18 protein-coding genes are annotated in these 16,409 nt (G+C 57.3%); 5 read left to right on the top strand and 13 right to left on the bottom strand.

The genetic code is table 11. From position 1 onward, the window contains the following. Positions 1–143 precede the first annotated feature (143 nt). Positions 144–1,538 carry a glutamate--tRNA ligase gene (gltX, locus tag ACTF5F_RS12055; protein ID WP_438957122.1) on the bottom strand — a complete coding sequence of 465 codons (1,395 nt, stop codon included), beginning with the start codon at positions 1,536–1,538 and terminating at the stop codon, positions 144–146. Positions 1,539–1,728: 190 nt separating this feature from the next. Between gltX and ACTF5F_RS12060 the strand changes: the two genes are divergently transcribed. Beyond that, positions 1,729–2,418: a DUF4131 domain-containing protein gene (locus ACTF5F_RS12060; protein WP_438957164.1), complete on the top strand. Its 690-nt coding sequence runs from the start codon at positions 1,729–1,731 to the stop codon at positions 2,416–2,418. Between the two features lie 145 nt (positions 2,419–2,563). Here the strand turns inward: ACTF5F_RS12060 and lexA are convergent, their stop codons facing one another. From lexA to trpC, 4 genes are all read right to left on the bottom strand, one after another. Continuing rightward, entirely contained in the window at positions 2,564–3,253 is a 690-nt protein-coding gene (gene lexA / locus ACTF5F_RS12065) for a transcriptional repressor LexA (RefSeq protein WP_438957123.1), read from the bottom strand. Positions 3,254–3,336: 83 nt separating this feature from the next. Further along, entirely contained in the window at positions 3,337–4,509 is a 1,173-nt protein-coding gene (locus ACTF5F_RS12070) for a molybdopterin molybdotransferase MoeA (protein ID WP_438957124.1), read from the bottom strand. Then, on the bottom strand, positions 4,506–4,979 hold the full coding sequence (moaC, locus tag ACTF5F_RS12075; RefSeq protein WP_438957125.1) for a cyclic pyranopterin monophosphate synthase MoaC: 474 nt from the start codon (positions 4,977–4,979) through the stop codon (positions 4,506–4,508). The genes ACTF5F_RS12070 and moaC overlap by 4 nt, the downstream gene beginning before the upstream one ends. Beyond that, positions 4,979–5,788 (bottom strand): indole-3-glycerol phosphate synthase TrpC, encoded by an 810-nt coding sequence (trpC, locus tag ACTF5F_RS12080; protein WP_438957126.1) that lies wholly within the window; start codon positions 5,786–5,788, stop codon positions 4,979–4,981. The genes moaC and trpC overlap by 1 nt, the downstream gene beginning before the upstream one ends. Positions 5,789–5,896: 108 nt before the next feature. Here trpC and ACTF5F_RS12085 point away from each other — a divergent pair, with 108 nt between their 5' ends. After that, entirely contained in the window at positions 5,897–6,181 is a 285-nt protein-coding gene (locus tag ACTF5F_RS12085; RefSeq protein WP_438957127.1) for a hypothetical protein, read from the top strand. A 248-nt stretch (positions 6,182–6,429) separates the two neighbouring features. On the opposite strand, the gene trpD is transcribed toward ACTF5F_RS12085, so the two are convergent. Both trpD and ACTF5F_RS12095 read right to left on the bottom strand, forming a co-directional pair. Next, on the bottom strand, positions 6,430–7,449 hold the full coding sequence (trpD, locus tag ACTF5F_RS12090) for an anthranilate phosphoribosyltransferase (protein ID WP_438957128.1): 1,020 nt from the start codon (positions 7,447–7,449) through the stop codon (positions 6,430–6,432). Then, positions 7,446–8,027, bottom strand: coding sequence for an anthranilate synthase component II (locus ACTF5F_RS12095; protein WP_438957129.1), 582 nt, complete (start codon positions 8,025–8,027; stop codon positions 7,446–7,448). The genes trpD and ACTF5F_RS12095 overlap by 4 nt, the downstream gene beginning before the upstream one ends. Before the next feature lie 245 nt (positions 8,028–8,272). On the opposite strand from ACTF5F_RS12095, the gene ACTF5F_RS12100 reads away from it, so the two are divergent. The 3 genes from ACTF5F_RS12100 (at position 8,273) to ACTF5F_RS12110 (ending at position 9,675) form a co-directional block, all read left to right on the top strand. Continuing rightward, a complete protein-coding gene (locus ACTF5F_RS12100) occupies positions 8,273–8,725 on the top strand; it encodes a hypothetical protein (RefSeq protein WP_438957130.1) in 453 nt (150 codons plus the stop codon). Between the two features lie 216 nt (positions 8,726–8,941). Next, positions 8,942–9,400 carry a hypothetical protein gene (locus tag ACTF5F_RS12105; protein WP_438957131.1) on the top strand — a complete coding sequence of 153 codons (459 nt, stop codon included), beginning with the start codon at positions 8,942–8,944 and terminating at the stop codon, positions 9,398–9,400. Continuing rightward, complete coding sequence (locus tag ACTF5F_RS12110; RefSeq protein WP_438957132.1) at positions 9,397–9,675, top strand: divergent polysaccharide deacetylase family protein; 279 nt, start codon at positions 9,397–9,399, stop codon at positions 9,673–9,675. Before ACTF5F_RS12105 ends, ACTF5F_RS12110 begins: the two co-directional genes overlap by 4 nt. Here ACTF5F_RS12110 and ACTF5F_RS12115 read toward each other — a convergent pair. The 6 genes from ACTF5F_RS12115 to ACTF5F_RS12140 all read right to left on the bottom strand — a co-directional run bounded on the left by ACTF5F_RS12115 (position 9,655) and on the right by ACTF5F_RS12140 (position 16,408). Then, positions 9,655–10,575 (bottom strand): DMT family transporter, encoded by a 921-nt coding sequence (locus tag ACTF5F_RS12115; protein ID WP_438957133.1) that lies wholly within the window; start codon positions 10,573–10,575, stop codon positions 9,655–9,657. The genes ACTF5F_RS12110 and ACTF5F_RS12115 overlap by 21 nt on opposite strands. A gap of 50 nt (positions 10,576–10,625) precedes the next feature. Next, the gene (gene trpE / locus ACTF5F_RS12120; RefSeq protein ID WP_438957134.1) at positions 10,626–12,134 is read right to left on the bottom strand and encodes an anthranilate synthase component I; all 1,509 of its coding nucleotides are present in this window, start codon (positions 12,132–12,134) and stop codon (positions 10,626–10,628) included. A 5-nt stretch (positions 12,135–12,139) separates the two neighbouring features. Next, positions 12,140–13,981, bottom strand: a complete 1,842-nt coding sequence (locus tag ACTF5F_RS12125; protein ID WP_438957135.1) for a peptidyl-prolyl cis-trans isomerase — start codon at positions 13,979–13,981, stop codon at positions 12,140–12,142. A 76-nt stretch (positions 13,982–14,057) separates the two neighbouring features. Next, complete coding sequence (locus ACTF5F_RS12130) at positions 14,058–15,233, bottom strand: aminotransferase (protein ID WP_438957136.1); 1,176 nt, start codon at positions 15,231–15,233, stop codon at positions 14,058–14,060. Positions 15,234–15,259: 26 nt separating this feature from the next. Beyond that, positions 15,260–15,778 (bottom strand): xanthine phosphoribosyltransferase, encoded by a 519-nt coding sequence (gene gpt / locus ACTF5F_RS12135; protein ID WP_438957137.1) that lies wholly within the window; start codon positions 15,776–15,778, stop codon positions 15,260–15,262. Between the two features lie 12 nt (positions 15,779–15,790). Continuing rightward, positions 15,791–16,408 (bottom strand): LysE family translocator, encoded by a 618-nt coding sequence (locus tag ACTF5F_RS12140; protein WP_438957138.1) that lies wholly within the window; start codon positions 16,406–16,408, stop codon positions 15,791–15,793. Between the last annotated feature and the right edge of the window lies 1 nt (position 16,409).

Genomic DNA, 16,409 nt, shown 5'->3' on the forward strand with positions numbered 1-16,409 from the left:
CTTGCCCATCAATAGTCAGCGTCGCGGTTTTCTTGGCTTCAGACATCTCTCTCTACCTCATAGCGCGGCGCGTGCGGATGCCCGCGCCGGTGTTTCAGTTGTAGCCTTTGGTGGACTTAACGAGGGTCCGTTACAGTCGCGTGTCAGGCGGATGCTTCTTCCAGACGCGCGATGGTTTCGTCACGCCCGATGACCAGCATCATGTCAAAGACCGAAGGGGATACAGACCGGCCAGCCAAAGCGGCCCGAAGCGGCCCAGCAAGTTTACCAAGTTTTGTCCCATGCGCCTCTGCAAGTGCGGCGACGAGACCCTCCAGCGTTTTGCGATCCCAGCTAACAGTTTGCAGCTGCGGCGTCAATTCACTCAGTATACTACGGGATACTGGGTCAAGCATTTTTTCTGATTTTTCATCTTGATCAAGAGTGCAAAAATTTAGAAAAAAATGTGCGTTATCAATAATTTGCCCAAATGTCTTTGCGCGATCTTTTAGGCAATACATGGCCTTCAATAGACCGTCATTTTGTGTGTCAGTCAGAGGAGCGGCATCCTTTGCGGCCAGAAATGCCTGAATTTCATGCAGCAGCGCAGCATCGTCCGCAGCAGCGATGTGTTGTCCGCAGATATTTTCAAGCTTTTTGAAGTCAAACCGCGCTGGTGATTTGCCGATCCCATCCAGATCGAACCACTCTTTGGCTTGGGCATCGGTGAAGAATTCGTCGTCGCCGTGGCTCCACCCCAGACGGGCGAGGTAGTTGCGCATGCCCGCCGCAGGATAGCCCAGCTTTTGGTATTCAGCAGCACCGGTCGCGCCATGTCGTTTTGAAAGCTTTTTACCGTCTGGACCAAATATCAGGGGGATATGCGCCAGTGTCGGCTTGTCCCAGCCCATCGCGTCGTAAATCAGGTTTTGGCGGAAGGCATTGGCAAGGTGATCATCGCCACGTATTACATGCGTGACGCCCATGTCATGGTCGTCGATCACGACAGCCAGCATATAGACCGGCGTTCCGTCGGACCGCAGGAGGATCATGTCGTCCAATTGTTCGTTTTTCCATGTGACATTGCCTTGCACTTCATCTTGGAGGGTGGTCGCGCCTTCACGCGGGGCCTTGATCCGAATGACGAAAGGCGCGTCAGGGTATGTGCTCTCATCTGCATCTCGCCACGGGGAGCGGAAGAGGGTCGATGTTTTCTCCTCCCGTGCTTTCTCGCGGAAGGCTTCGATTTCTTCGGGGGTGGAGAAGCATTTGTAGGCTTTGCCCGCCTCAAGCAGCGCATTGGCAACCTTTGCGTGGCGGTCTGCGCGGGCGAATTGGCTTTCAGGCTCACCGTCCCAATCGAGACCGAGCCAAGTCAATCCATCTAAGATCGCTTGAGTGTTCTCATCCGATGACCGCGCGCGATCGGTGTCCTCAATCCGCAACAAGAATTTACCACCGCGCCCCCGTGCATAAAGCCAATTGAAAAGGGCCGTCCGTGCACCGCCAATGTGGAGCGAGCCGGTGGGAGACGGAGCAAAACGGGTGACGACTGTCATGAGCGGTTAACCTTTGATTTACCTTGAAGAGCCACTGTGGCGTTGTTCAGGGGATACGAGAGACGGGAGGCGAGAACAAGTGCAGCCCGTCAGGTTCGTGGTGGACGGTTTTCTTGCCCAACGCGGTCATACGTATGGCTGGGTGCCTGTCTGTCTTGCCATGAGGATTGAGGCGTAATTTTCGTTCTAGATTGAGCCGGAAACGGCACATTGGTGGGGCCTCGTCGCGGCCTCGCTTTGCATGAGTTTCGTGGGCTTTTTCATCAACGCCAACTTTCGACCCATTCTGATTGCGTTGCTTCTGGTCGCGGTTGGATTTGGCTTCGCGAAAACACGGACGGAGGCGTTGTGGGGTCCGGTGCTGGAGTTTCGCTACGATGGACCCATTCAGGGGCGGGTTGTGAATATCGACCGTTCCGCCAGTGAGGCCGTCCGTTTGACGCTGGATCGTGTGGTGCTGTCGAACGTCGCAACACTGAAAACCCCTAGCCGGGTGCGCGTGCGGTTGCATGGCACCCAACCGCTGACCAACATTGCACTGGGCGATACCTTGACGATGACAGGAAATCTATCCCCACCGTCGGGCCCAGCTGAACCGGGCGGGTTTGATTTCCAGCGCCACGCTTGGTTTCTGCGGCTGAGCGGTGTGGGCTACATGCGGACACCTGCGTTACGGTTATTTCCGCCGGAAGGGGATCCGGCGCTGGCGCTTTTCAAACTCCGCGTTGGGTTAGCTGCGCAACTTGTGGAGCAGATTGCGCCCGACACTGTAGGCATCGCCGCTGCCATCACAACAGGCGACCGATCTGCTATCCCAGCCGAGACGTTGGAGCACCTGAGGGCTGCTAATCTTGCGCATCTTTTGGCGATTTCGGTGTAGGAGGATCACCTTGTCATCACGTCGTCCAGACACCTCACCGGTTATCGCGCGTGGAATGCAACGCGTGTGTCGAATTTACCAACAGAGTTTGTTCTAAACTGAAAAAGGCGGCCGAAGCCGCCCAATTCCAAATTTGTCACGCCGGTCAGTAGGACCGGATCAAACCAGCCAGCTTGCCTTGAACCTTGACCTGATCATCGCGGAAGATGCGGGTCTCATAGGCGGGGTTAGCGGCCTCCAGTGCAATGGAGCCTCCTTTGCGGCGAAGCGTTTTCAATGTCGCCTCTTGCCCTTCGACGAGGGCCACAACGATATCACCGTCATCCGCGACAGCGGTTTCGCGCACAATCACGATGTCACCATCATTGATGCCCTCGTCGATCATCGAGTCGCCTTTGACCTCCAACGCGTAGTGGTTACCCTTAGACAGCATCGAACTGGGGACGGAGACGTTGTGCGACCGGTTCTGAATTGCCTCAATCGGAACACCAGCAGCGATCTTGCCCATTAGCGGCACGTCCGTCGCGCTCCCCTCTACAGCCAAAGCGGCGGGCGGCGTTTCATCTGGGCGGTCGCCTTCGATCACGCGCGGTGTAAACCCGGAGGGCGCAGCGCCCATGCTGTCGGGCAGCTTCACAATCTCCAAGGCGCGGGCGCGGTGGGCGAGGCGACGGATGAAGCCGCGCTCTTCCAACGCGGTGATCAAGCGATGAATGCCGGACTTAGATCGCAAATCCAGCGCTTCTTTCATTTCATCAAAGGAAGGAGGAACACCGTCGCGTTGTACGCGCTTATGGATAAATTCCAACAGATCGAGTTGTTTCTTCGTCAGCATCGAAAACCTCGTTTTTCGCGCGAAAGCGCCCTTAGTTTTCTTTACGTTCTACACATGTTCTTGTTTTGTGTCAACAAACGGTGTCAAAGTGGGATGATCTCGACGGTTTCGCCCTTTGCGGCGGTCGCCGCGTAGGGAGGTCGGACGCAGAGGCAGTTTGCTTCTGCAAGAACGGTGAGAAGGGCGCTGTCTTGGCGTTCAAAGACAGTGACCTCACCGTTCTTAAGTTGCGCGCGCATGTAATGCTCCCGCGGGCCGTTGGCGGGGAAGTCATTGGCGAGGGGGGCCGTTTGCCGTTTGGCCGGTGCTGCACCGAGGCCAAGCATCTTGTGAAGGACCGGCAAGACGAAGACATGCCCGCAAACCATTGCCGAAACAGGATTGCCGGGCAGACCGATCATTGTGGCGCTGCCAAGCCGCCCGGCCATCAATGGTTTTCCAGGGCGCATGGCGATTTTATAGAACGACCGCTCCATTCCGCGGCTCGCCGCTGCATCTGCTACCAGATCATGATCGCCGACTGATGCGCCGCCGATGGTCACTACCAAATCTGCACCATCGGCCAATGAGAACGCCAGCTCGAGCGATGCAAGATTGTCGCGCGCGATGGGGAGAAGGCGGACTTCAGCCCCGTGATGCTCCAGCAGCGCCTTTAGACCATAGCTGTTGGAGGCGATGATCTGATCTGGCCCAGGGGTTTCGCCGGGCTGCACCAATTCATCGCCCGTCGCGATGATCGCTACAACAGGCTTGCGCGTGACCTCGACCGTCGGATGGTTCATCGCGGCGAGAAGCGCAATGTCGGAAGGCGTCAGGTGCCGTGGTGCGGTCAGTGCGTCGCCCGCTTTGAAATCCGCGCCGGAGGCCCGGATATAAAGTGCGCTAGCAATCTCTCTGCCAATCATGATCGTGTCTGCGTTGCGGGTCACATCTTCTTGGATGACGACACGTTTCGCCCCATCTGGTAGCGGCGCACCGGTGAAGATGCGAATGGCTTGGCCCACTGAGAGGGTGCCGTCGAAGGCATGGCCAGCGGCCGCCTCCCCAATAATGGCGAACGTGTCGCCGGTGTCCACTTCTGCCACAGGCACCGCGTAGCCATCCATGATCGAGGCGGCGAAGGGCGGTTGGTTTCGGGTAGCGTGTGCGTCTTTGGCAAGGATGCGGCCCGATGCTTCGGTGAGCGGCACGGTTTCAGAGGGCAAAGGTGCGACAAGCGCAAAGAGCGCGTCGAGCGCCTCAGTGACGGAGATCATGGGGCCTCGAAACGGCCGGATTTTCCGCCGTCTTTCAACGTCACACGAATGTCGCCGATCACCATGTCCTTTTGCACGGCTTTCACCATGTCATGCACGGTCAGCGCCGCGGCTGAGACGGCGGTGAGCGCCTCCATCTCCACTCCCGTTTGGCCGGTTGTCTTTACCGTCGCGCTGATCCGAATACCCGGCAGGTCGGTGTCAGGTGTGAGATCGAGGCTAACTTTTGAGATCGGCAGCGGATGACAGAGCGGGATCAGGTCGGCGGTCTTCTTAGCCGCCATGATCCCTGCGAGCCGTGCGATGCCAAGCACATCGCCTTTTTCTGTCCGGCCTTCGGTGATCAATGCCAACGTCTCCGCCGACATGGTGATATGCCCCTCGGCCATAGCGATCCGCGCGGTGATGTCTTTGTCCGAGACATCCACCATATGCGCTTTGCCGCTGTTGTCGAAATGGCTGAGCGGCATCACATGCCCCCTGCGGTCAGCGGGTTCGCCAGAAGGTCGCGCGTGGCTTGGGCCACATCGTCCTGCCGCATCAAGCTTTCGCCAATCAAGAACGTGCGGGCGCCATAGCGGGCCATGTCCGCCAGATCATCTGGCGTAAAGAGCCCACTCTCGCATACGATCATGCGATCAGCGGGCACTTGATGGCTGAGGTCGCGTGTGGTGTCGAGTGTGACGTCGAAGGTTTTGAGATTGCGGTTGTTGATGCCCATCAGGGAAGATTTGAGCTTGCTTGCACGCTCAAGCTCTTCGGCGTCATGCACCTCCAGCAGCACATCCATGCCCCAGTGGAAGGCTGCGTCTTCCAGCTCTTGCGCTTGGGCGTCGCTGACGCTGGCCATGATGATCAGGATGCAGTCTGCATGAAGCGCACGAGCCTCCGCCACTTGATAGGGGTCATACATGAAGTCCTTGCGCAACGCGGGGAGGGAGACTGCGTCTCGCGCTTCGGTCAGGAAACTGTCGGCGCCTTGGAAACTTGGACCATCGGTGAGGATGGAAAGGCAGGTCGCGCCACCTTCTTCATAGGCTTTCGCCAAAGCCGGTGGATCGAAGTCAGGGCGTATCAGTCCTTTCGAAGGGCTCGCCTTCTTGATTTCCGCAATCAGGCCATAACCCTCGAGGCTCGCCTCTTGCAGTTTTTTGTGGAACCCCAGCGTCGGTGGCGCGGCTTTTGCTCTCGCCTCAACCTCGCTCAACGGCACAGAGGCTTTGCAAGCTTCGATGTGCTCAAGCTTGTAGGCTTTGATCTTGTCTAAAATATCAGTCATGGCCGGTCCAGTTGATCGGGGTGTGCCCCCGTTCAATAAGCCACTGATTGACCCTTGAAAATGGGCGGGAGCCGAAAAAAAACCACGGTAGGCTGACAAAGGCGACGGATGCGCCGTTTCGATTTTGAGATGATTGGGTCCGAGGGGCGCGTCAAACGCCTGCGCTTGTTTGCCCCAAATGAGCCACGCCCCGTACTGGTCGGAGAGCTTGTCGACCACCTGACGTGTCAATGCGGCCTAGCTAAGTTTAGCATGAACGCCTGCCTGATGCGGCAGGACGGACAGGGATGTGTTGAGAAGAAAAACCCGTTGCTCGGCCCAGTGGTGGAGATTGGGGGAAGAGGGTTTTGCGCAAAGATCATCCCCTATCTCACTGAAAGTATTCGTCAATGATTTGGGGTATGGGACGACTGAAGCATCAGCTGATAACGCCAAACCATGCGCATACCCCGGCGATGGGTGCGGATCTTGGCCGAGGATGACGACCTTGGTGTAGCTCGGTTGGCACAGTTTGAGCGCTGCGAATGTTTGGTGTGGTGGCGGCAGGATGTCTTGTCCTACCAGCGCGATTTCTATTTCAGGAAGGGGATCTGAAAAGAACAACAGATCGACCCAATCATCAAGCCCCGACAGGTCAAACACTAGGCAGCGGAAGTAACGCGGGCAAGCGCTTCAACGGAGGATTTCGCCTTGCCGCTGTCGATGCTTTCCGCTGCAATTTCAACACCTTCTTTCAGGTTGCCCGCGCGATCTGCTACGACCAGAGCCGCAGAAGCGTTCAAGAGAACTGCGTCTCGGTAGGCATTCTGTTCCCCACCCAAAAGTGCACGGAATGCGACCGCGTTTTCTGCTGGTGTGCCGCCCAAAATGTCTTTGAACGGGTGGACCGGCAGCCCTGCATCCTCCGGATGTATTTCCATAGACTTGATCTTGCCATCCGTGCCCAAGGCGGCGACAGCTGTCGGGCCGCAGATTGTGGTCTCATCCGTGCCGTCTGACCCGTGGACCAGCCATGCGGCCTCCGACCCCAATTCCTTGAGGGTTTCTGCCATTGGGAAAATCAAATCAGGCGCGAAGGCCCCCGTCAATTGACGCTTGGCACCAGCGGGATTTGTCAGTGGCCCCAATATGTTAAAGATTGTTTTGCATCCAAGTTCTTGGCGCACCGGCATCACATGTTTGACGGCTGGATGGTGCATTGGGGCCATCATGAAGCCGATGTTGGCTTCCGCCAGAGCAGTCTCCACCACATCCGGCCCGACCATAATGTTGACGCCCATTTCAGTGAGGATGTCGCCCGCGCCTGAAAGCGAGGACAGGTTTTTGTTGCCATGTTTAGCCACTGGCACGCCTGCGCCCGCAACCACAAAGGCCGACGCGGTCGAAATATTCAGTGTTTTCATCCCGTCGCCGCCAGTGCCCACGATGTCGATCGCACCTTCTGGTGCTTTGACAGCGTTGCATCGCGCCCTCATCACGGCTGCGGCGGCGGCATATTCGGCGACGGACTCACCACGGGCTCGCATCGCCATCAGCAAGCCACCGATTTGGGAGGGCAAAGCCTCCCCATCAAAGAGGAGCGCAAACGCTTCTTCGGCTTGCACTTTGGACAGGGGACCTTCGCTCGCCGCGAAGATAAGGGGTTTCATGGCGTCGCTCATGCCGGTACCTTTACGAGATCAAGAAAGTTTTGCAGCAGCGCATGACCATGCTCGGATGCGATAGATTCGGGGTGAAACTGGACTCCGTGAATAGGCAAAGTTTTGTGCTGTAGGCCCATGATTGTGCCGTCTTCAAGTTCAGCCGTGATCTCAAGACAGTCGGGCAGGCTTTCCCGCTCCACCACCAAGGAATGATAGCGGGTTGCTTCAAATTCTGCTGGCAAGCCTTTGAAAAGGCCTTTGCCCTTGTTTTTCATGGTCCCCATTTTACCGTGAACGATTTCATGACAACGGACCACTTTGCCGCCAAACGCTTCTCCGATGGTTTGATGTCCAAGGCAGACACCCATCAGCGGAATATCCGTTTCAGCCGCTGCTTCTGTGAGCGCTAGGCAAATTCCTGCCTGTGCTGGGTCGCACGGTCCTGGCGACAACAGGATCATTTCGGGGCGCAACGCCATCGCTTCTTGCACGTTAAGCGCATCATTGCGGTGCACTTGAACATCAGCGCCTAGTTCGCCCAAATAGTGGACCAAATTATAGGTGAAGCTGTCGTAGTTATCTATCAGTAGGAGCATGTCTGGCGTCACTTGCTAAATTAAGGCTACCGCTTGCAGGTAGGGTGGCGGTATGGTCATGGCAATACATGAGGCAAGCGGGCAGACCGCGTCAAGACCAGCTGGACGTTCAGAAAGACGACAGGGTAGTTAGATCATTTCTTATGGGCGCGCTCGGCGCCACGGCTTGAACGAGTCTTTGTCTCGTCTCTCTGGTGCTTTTGACACCGTCTCCGATCACAGACGAACCACCGGCGACGGCACAGATGGAACCGTCATCTGATGAGCCGCCGGTTACGCCACAGACAGAGTTGGAGGTTGAAGCGGAGACACCTGAGATTGTTGACGCGATTGAGGTTGAGACACCAGCGACCGACGATGAAGAGGTTGCTGTCACAGATGCGCCCGACGTCACTACACCAAGCGTCGATGCAGTCGAGGATGTGGCTGATGCTGACCCGCTCGACAAAGCTGAGGCAACGATTGTTGAGGCTGAGATTGAAGCGGCGGCTATGGATGAAACGGCAGGCGTGGAGACCGCGACCATGGACACGGTACTGATCGCATCCCAAGGTAATGCACCGCAAGCGCCACAAACCGACCAGATCGCAGATGTGTCAACGCAGTCGGCTGATCCGATTGCCGTGCCTGACGCATCTGGGGAGGAACTCACTTATGACAGTGCGGAACCTAGTGCCGACGTATCCGCAGAAGCCTAAGAGACTTCCGAACCCGCGGCACCTGAAGCGCAAGCAGAGCAAGTTATTTCACTTTCAGAACCGTTTACGCTGCCTGAGAACGAAGAAGACAGCGCAAGCTTAAGCCAGACGATTGAATTCCCGAACCCAAATGACGCGGAAGAGCGGACAACGCCACGGGTCATCAAGCTTTGGGAGGGCAGCAACAACCTCCCGACTGGGGATTCGGGTGTGCGCGTGAACCGCGTCATTACCGACACTGCGCCTGAAGCCGTTGAAATCGACGTGCCTGCTGCGGTGCCCTCAACAGCCTTCGATCGCTTTGTGGCGGATTTCGACAATCCGCAAGGAAAGCGGTTAATGGGCGTTGTTCTGTTGCATGAGGGCAGCTTGCTTGAGACGATTGACCATATTGCGACCTTGCCTTTACCAGTGACGGTTGTGCTCGACAGCGGCGATGAGCAGGTTCGCTCGACGATGTTGGACTATCGCACGGCGGGGGCCGAGGTGGCGCTCAAGGCCGATTTCCCCACGGGCGCGCGGGCCAATGATGTTGAGGTCGCGATGCAATCAGCGCTTGGCCTTGTACCCGACGCCGTCGCATTCGTTGATCCAGGCGATACGGGGACGCAAGACAGCCGTGATGTGACCAACCAAACCATCGAAGTGCTCGCCGTCGATGGGCGAGGTCTATGATTGCCAAGAAAGGGCTTAATGCTGCGCTGCACGTGGCTAAGGGTGCGGGCATTCCATCCGCGACTATCTATCGGGAACTAGATGCGGAAGGTCAAACCGCGCGGGTGATCGGTCGCTTCCTTGAACAAGCGGCGTTCCTAGCGCGGCGAGATGATGGTGTCATCCTTTTGGGTCGTATGAGTGATGAGATGATTGAGGCTTTGCGCAAATGGGCAGAGCTAAACGAAACTGGGCGTGTGACGCTGGGGCCGCTTTCAGCTGCGCTTCAGCCGTGATGCGGCAAGGGCGGGCAACCGCCCATCTGTGACGCATAACCCCACCGCTATGAACGCAAAGCCCGCCCAAGCGGTCGGCGTAAGACGCTCGTCCAGAAACGCGGCCCCCAGCAGGATCGCAAAGGGTGGTATCAGGAGTGTGACAAGCATGAGATTGGCTGCACCCGCCCGCGTCAGAATCGCGAAATAGAGCACGTAGGCCAAGACGGTAGACAGCGCTGCGAGACCAAAAACGGATGCTGTGGTTGTTGATGAAAGTGCGTAGGTCGGTGGCCCATCCACAATCAGAACAATGGGCAGCATCATCAAGCTGCTGCCCGCCACCATGCCAAATGCATTGACCAGCGCTGGCTGTGTGGAGAGTTGCGTCTTGGCCCAGACGCTTGCAAAGGCATAGGACAGTGCGGCGAGCACGACTGCACCTTGTCCAAGGTTAGTAGGCGAAAGCTCCGTCAAAGCGCTAGGTCCGATGATGACGGCAACACCGAGCAGGCCGAAGCCCGCGCCAATGAGCTTGCTTAGGGTCAGGGGTTCGTCTTTCAGAAGCATCCCAGCCACAACAGCACCGAAAAGCGCGGTGGTACCATTGAGGATAGACGCCAACCCGCTTTCAATTTGCGTTTGGCCCCAAAAGATGAGCGAAAAGGGGATGGCGTTGTTAAGCGCGCCCATCACGAGGAAGGCAAACCAGATGCGTGGGTCACGGGGCAGCGGGATTTTCCGGATTATAACAATCGCCAGAAGGATCGGGCAGGCCCATGAAACGCGGTGAAACGTCACTGTCAGTGGTGGCACCTCCTCCAACGCGACTACAGCAAAAAAGAATGACCCGCCCCAGACCGCCGCAAGGGCGAGGAGCATGAGTGTTGCTGAGAGTATCAGGCGTGGTGATTGGGTCATAAGCGAATCGTAGCTGTCGCTTTGCGGTCAAGCGACCCGTTTCTTGTGCCTTAGCCGTTGCCGTCGCCGGTAAACATGCCCGCGTCCGCTGCTGCCTTGCGAATGGCGTTTGATTTGTGGACGGTTTCCATATATTCCGCCTCTGGCTCACTGTCATAGACGACACCGCCGCCAGCCTGAATATAAAGTTTTTGGTCCTTCACCACGGCCGTGCGCAGCGCGATGCACATATCCATGTCGCCATTGACGGAGAAATACCCGCAGCCGCCGCCATAGACACCACGCTTTTCCGGCTCAAGCTCGTCGATGATCTCCATCGCACGAACCTTTGGTGCGCCCGATACGGTGCCCGCGGGCATCCCCGCGAAATAGGCGGAAAGGGCGTCTTGATCCTCCGCCAGCTCACCCGTCACGTTGGAGACAATGTGCATCACATGGCTGTAGCGTTCGATGATGAACTGCTCAGTGGGCTTCACCGTCCCGATTTTGGAGACTTTGCCAGTGTCGTTGCGCCCAAGGTCAAGCAGCATCAAATGCTCTGCCATTTCCTTGGCATCCGCCAACAAGTCCGCTTCGTTGGCGTCATCCTCTGTCGGCGTTGCGCCGCGCGGGCGGGTGCCTGCGATTGGGCGGATGGTGACTTCGCTGCCAAAGACGCGGACGAGGATTTCTGGGCTCGCACCCACAACTTGAAAACCGCCAAAATTGAAGTAGAACATGAACGGTGACGGGTTCGTGCGGCGCAGTGATCTATAGAGCGCGAAGGGTGGCTGCGGGAAGTCCTGCGTCCAGCGTTGCGACGGGACAACCTGAAAGATGTCGCCCGCACGGATGTATTCCTTGGCCTTTTCAACAGCGTCGAGATAGCCCTGATGCGTGAAGTTCGACGTCGGCTCCCGATCTGGCGCCGGTTCGCGGAAATCGCGGTCGTTGGGGATGGGCCGATCCAAGGCGCGTTTCGCGTCCATCACCCGCTCCGCCGCTTGAGCGTATGCCGCTTTGGCCGACAGACCCGAGCCTGTCCATGCAGGCGATACAAGGATCACATCGCCCTTAACGCCGTCAAGCACCGCGACCACAGACGGGCGCATCATAATGCCATCGGGCAGGCCGAGTGGGTCAGGGTTGATGTTGGGCAAATGCTCGACCAAGCGGATGGTATCATAGCCTAGATAGCCGAAAAGCCCCGCAGAAGCGGCGGGCAGGTCGGCAGGAAGGTCCATCCTGCTTTCTTCCAGAACCCCGCGAAATGCTGTCAAAGGATCGTCATCGCAATCGGTGAAGGCGTCCAAATCGACACGCGCGTTGCGGTTGATCTGTGCCTTGGTGCCATGACATTTCCAGATAAGGTCGGGGTTCATGCCAACCATCGAATAGCGCCCGCGCACCTCGCCACCAGTGACTGATTCGAGGATGAAGCTGTGTGTCCCAGCATTCGCCAAACGCAACATTAGCGAGACGGGCGTGTCAAGGTCGGCCGCCAATCGCGTGTAGACCACCTGACTTTCGTCCGCATCATATCGCGCGGCAAAGTCATCATATGCCGGTTGGATCGCCATAAGTTTTATTGAAACTGACTGTGAACCGCGTCGATAATCGCGGCATCAAGCTGCACATCGGTCCGGCGCTGCACGGCACCGGCGTAGGCATCAAACAAATCCTGCGCGATGCCACCCTGGGCAAGGCCGCTGATCTGCTCACGCTCTGCCGATGTCATGGTATTTTCTGGATTGGGCGGGTTGATTGCATCCACGCGGGCGATGATCGCGCCGGTTGGGGTTTCAACCACGACCGTTTCGGACAGCGGAGTTGCGAAAACCTCTGTTATAAACGCAGGTGGGGTGCCTTCAACAAAGCTGCGACGGGTGAGGCCGAACTCATTGATCGATGCCAGATCGAGGCTTGCAAAATCGGTTAGTGGATCGATTTGGGTTGACATCTCTTCTGCAAGCTCCACCACAGCCTCGCGTTCTTGATCGGCGGTCCAGAATGCAATCACTTGCTCTCTAACGCCCTCAAACGGGATCACGCTTGGCGGTGTCACACCATCAAGGCGCAGGGCAAAGATGCCACCGTCGGACAGGTTGTTGATCGCAGGAAAGTCGCTCTCGCTCGCCGTCGATGCTGCTACGCGGAACTCACCATAGGCTGCAATCTCGTCCGCGCTGTCAGGGGTGAGGCTAATTTGGCCAAACTGCATATCAGTTTCGTTCGCCAACTCTTCCAACGACGCGCCACCCACCAGCAAGTCCGTGATAAACTCAACCGACCCGTCAATCACGCGCCGCGCGCGGTCTGCTGAGGCTTCGACGCGCAACTGGTCAGCAGCGTCCTCAAAGCTTGTTTCTTGCGCATTCAAAACCGCGTTCATGCGGAACAGTGCTGGACCGATGGACGAATTAAGTGGCCCAACCACATCGCCAGCTTCCGCTCCAAACACTGCTTCGCCCGCAGCGCCCAATTCGTCCTTATCCACGTCGCCCAGATCAACATCGGCAAGGTCCAAGCCGCGCTCTTCTACCAGCGCGTCAAAATCGATCTCGCCGGCGTCGAGTTGGGCTTTCGCCGCAGTGGCAGACGCTTCGTCCACGAAGACCAACCGTTCCACCAAACGGCGCTCCGGCTGCACAAACTCAGCGATCCGATCGTTGTAGATTTGGCGAAGCGTGTCTTCCTCAATCTGAAGATCATCTTGGATCATGTCTGGCGTCAACCATGCAAAAGAAATCTCCCGCGCCTCTGAGGTGGTGAAGAGGTCTGGATTGGCCTCAAAAAACGCTCGTAGGTCTTCGTCCGTTGGCGCCGCAATCGCCGTCTCAAGATCATCAGCGGTCAGATTGGCAAAAACGAAGTCGCGCTGCTCCCCATAGAACTGAACCAGTTGGTCGGTGTAGGCCTCTGGCGCGGTAATGCCACCAACGATGGCGGACTGTAGGATTGTGCGGGCCGCGCTTTCGCGGATTGAGGTTTCGTAAAGCGCTTCGGTGATCCCATTGCGGCGCAGGGCGCTGCGGTAAGCTTCGCGGTCAAACGACCCGTCAAGACCACGGAAGCTCGGCACGCGAAGCACTTCTTCGCGGACGCGCTCATCACCGACGGAGAGGCCCATTTGCATCGCCTCATTGTCCAGCGTCCGTGCCGTGATCAGTTGCGATTGGGCGAGGGCGACAACGCCTAGGCTTTCCGCTTCTTGAAAGGTGATGCGGCTGCCCAGTTGCGATTCAAACGCGCTCAGTTGTTGGTTTAAAGCATTGCGGTAAGAGGTGACGGATACATCTTTGTCCCCAACCGTGCCGATTGAGCGGACATTGCTGTTAAATCCACCGGTGCCAAAGCCCAGCAAACCAACACAGAGCAACAACATAATTGCCCAAAGAAAATAACGTGGTTTCTTCTGTTCAGCCATCTGCGTGGATACCCTGTGCAATGAGCGGTTTTTGCTTTTGCAACTGCATATGGTGCAGGCGGGCGGGGCGCAAGGGTTAGGGGATGAAAGCCACCAGCCTGTCGAACAATTTTGCGATGCCAGAACGGTCGATATTGGCGAAAGCGACGCGCAGCTGCTGTGCACCCGACGGATCGCTGTCTGGAACGAACATTGTGCCGGGCAGCAATAGGATGCCTGCGTCTTTCACCAAGCGCGGGGCAAGGTCGGCTGACGACAGATCAAAAGGGTGTTTCATGTAGGCAAAATAGGCGCCGCATCCCAAAAGCTCCCAACCCTTTGCTTCGAGCTTTGGCATATTGTCCGCGATGGCCGCGCGGCGGTCTAAAATCTCCAACCGTTCGCCGGCGACCCAGTCGGACAGGTGTTGCATCCCCCAAAGCGCGGCGCGTTGGCCCAATTGGTTTGGGCAGATGGTGACAGTGTCGAGGAATTTCTCCATCTCCCTCAAACGCCCTGGTGCCGCAACAACAGCCCCGACGCGATGCCCCGTGAGACGATAGGCTTTGGAAAAGGAATAGAGGTGGATCAATGTCGCGTCCCAATCCTGCTGCGTAAACAGCGGGTGGGGTGCTCCCTCCCGACTGTCGAAATCGCGGTAGGTCTCATCAATGATCAGCGCAATGCCGTGGGCCTGCGCCAGCTTGAAAAAGGCGAGCACCGTGTCCGCAGGATATTCGACACCGCAGGGGTTGTTTGGGCTGACGAGTGCGATGGCACGAGTTTTGGGGGTGATCAACGCTTCGGCATCGCTGGAAATAGGGATCGAATTATCGCCGGTTTTGAGCGGTACCGTTTTGACGCCGCTCATGTCGAGCCACATTGCGTGGTTGAAGTAATAAGGCGTCGGAATGATGACCTCATCCCCATCGCTACAGAGCGACGCAATGGACGCGGCGAAGGCTTGGTTGCAGCCTGAGGTGATAGCTACCTTCTCCTCAGTAATCGCTGCGCCATAGGCATCTGACCACCGCGCCGCGACCTCTTGTCTGAGTGCTGGCAGACCCAAAACGGGGCCGTAGATATGGCTTGTTGGATCTTCAACAATCATCTGGGCCATCGCCGCCCGCAGGTTTTCAGGCGGGGGATCGACGGGTGCTGCCTGACTGACGTTGAGCAGTGGACGGTCGCCGGGATGATCCACGCCCTCAAGCCAGCGACGCGCCTCCATTACGGGCGGCGCAAAGGTCGAAGCGGTGCGGGGTTGGGTCATGTCAGTAGTGTCCTTGGCGGCTGAGATCAATCTTTGCCGCGATACGGCTCCACATATTGTAGGGCCATGTCCCATGGAAAAAAGATCCACGTGTCTTGGCTGACGCCCGTGATGAAGGTGTCGACCTGTGGCTCCCCTTCAGGCTTGGCATAGACGGTGGCGAAATGTGCGCGTGGGTAAAGCTGGCGCACGAGTTCCAGCGTCTTACCGCTGTCGACAAGGTCATCGACGATCAGGATGCCGGTGCCGTCGCCCATTATGTAAGTGTCAGGGGATTTGAGAACTTTCGCCTCCCGCCGCTGGTCGGCTTTGCCGCCGCCGGAGTGGTAAGACATAACAGAGATCGTATCGACCGTGCGGATATCAAGCTCCCTAGCCACGATCATGGCAGGGGCCATCCCGCCGCGCGTGATCGCAACCACGGCGCGCCATGCCCCGTCATCAGGGCCCTTGCCATCAAGTCGCCATGCCAACGCACGGCTGTCGCGGTGAATTTGGTCCCAAGAAATGTGGAACCCTTTTTCGTGTGGAAGGCGATCTGTCATGCTCAGCTCCGGTCAGGTCAGTGCGATTTTCATGCCCAACAGGGCGAGGAACGTGCCAAAAGTCCGGTCGATCCAGACCTTTGCACGGCGATAGCCACTTCGGGCTTTTTCAGTTGAGAAAAGCCCTGCAACTATCAAATACCAAAGGGTTTCATTAATAAGGATGATGATAACAATGGCCGTTTTCCAGCCGAGCGCCGTGTCTGGTGGCACCAATCCAATAAACACAGCGCCAAAGAAAACGGCTGATTTTGGATTGCTCAAGAAGGTCAGGTAGCCAAGGCGGATCGCGCTCCACGATGTGTGCGGATTCGCAGTGACTTCGCTAACGTCTGCCGTCGGCTCCTTTGCGTGCCGCCACATGCTGCAAGCAATGAAAAGGACGAAGGCCGCGCCTGCGAGTTTGAGGCCAACAAACAGGTAGGGTACCAGTTCGAAAAGAACGGCTACCCCCGTCATCGCCGCTATTGCCCATGTCGCAGCGCCCAAACCAAATCCTAAAGCCAATCCTGCCGCTGGTCCGAACCCTTCGGCGGCAGCAACCCGCAAGGAGACGATAAAGGCCGGGCCGGGGCTGATCGCGGCGGCCAAATGGATGGCCGCAATGGCGAAGAAAGCCGTCAGCGTCACT

This window comes from Cognatiyoonia sp., assembly GCF_965661665.1.
Lineage (GTDB): Bacteria > Pseudomonadota > Alphaproteobacteria > Rhodobacterales > Rhodobacteraceae > Cognatiyoonia.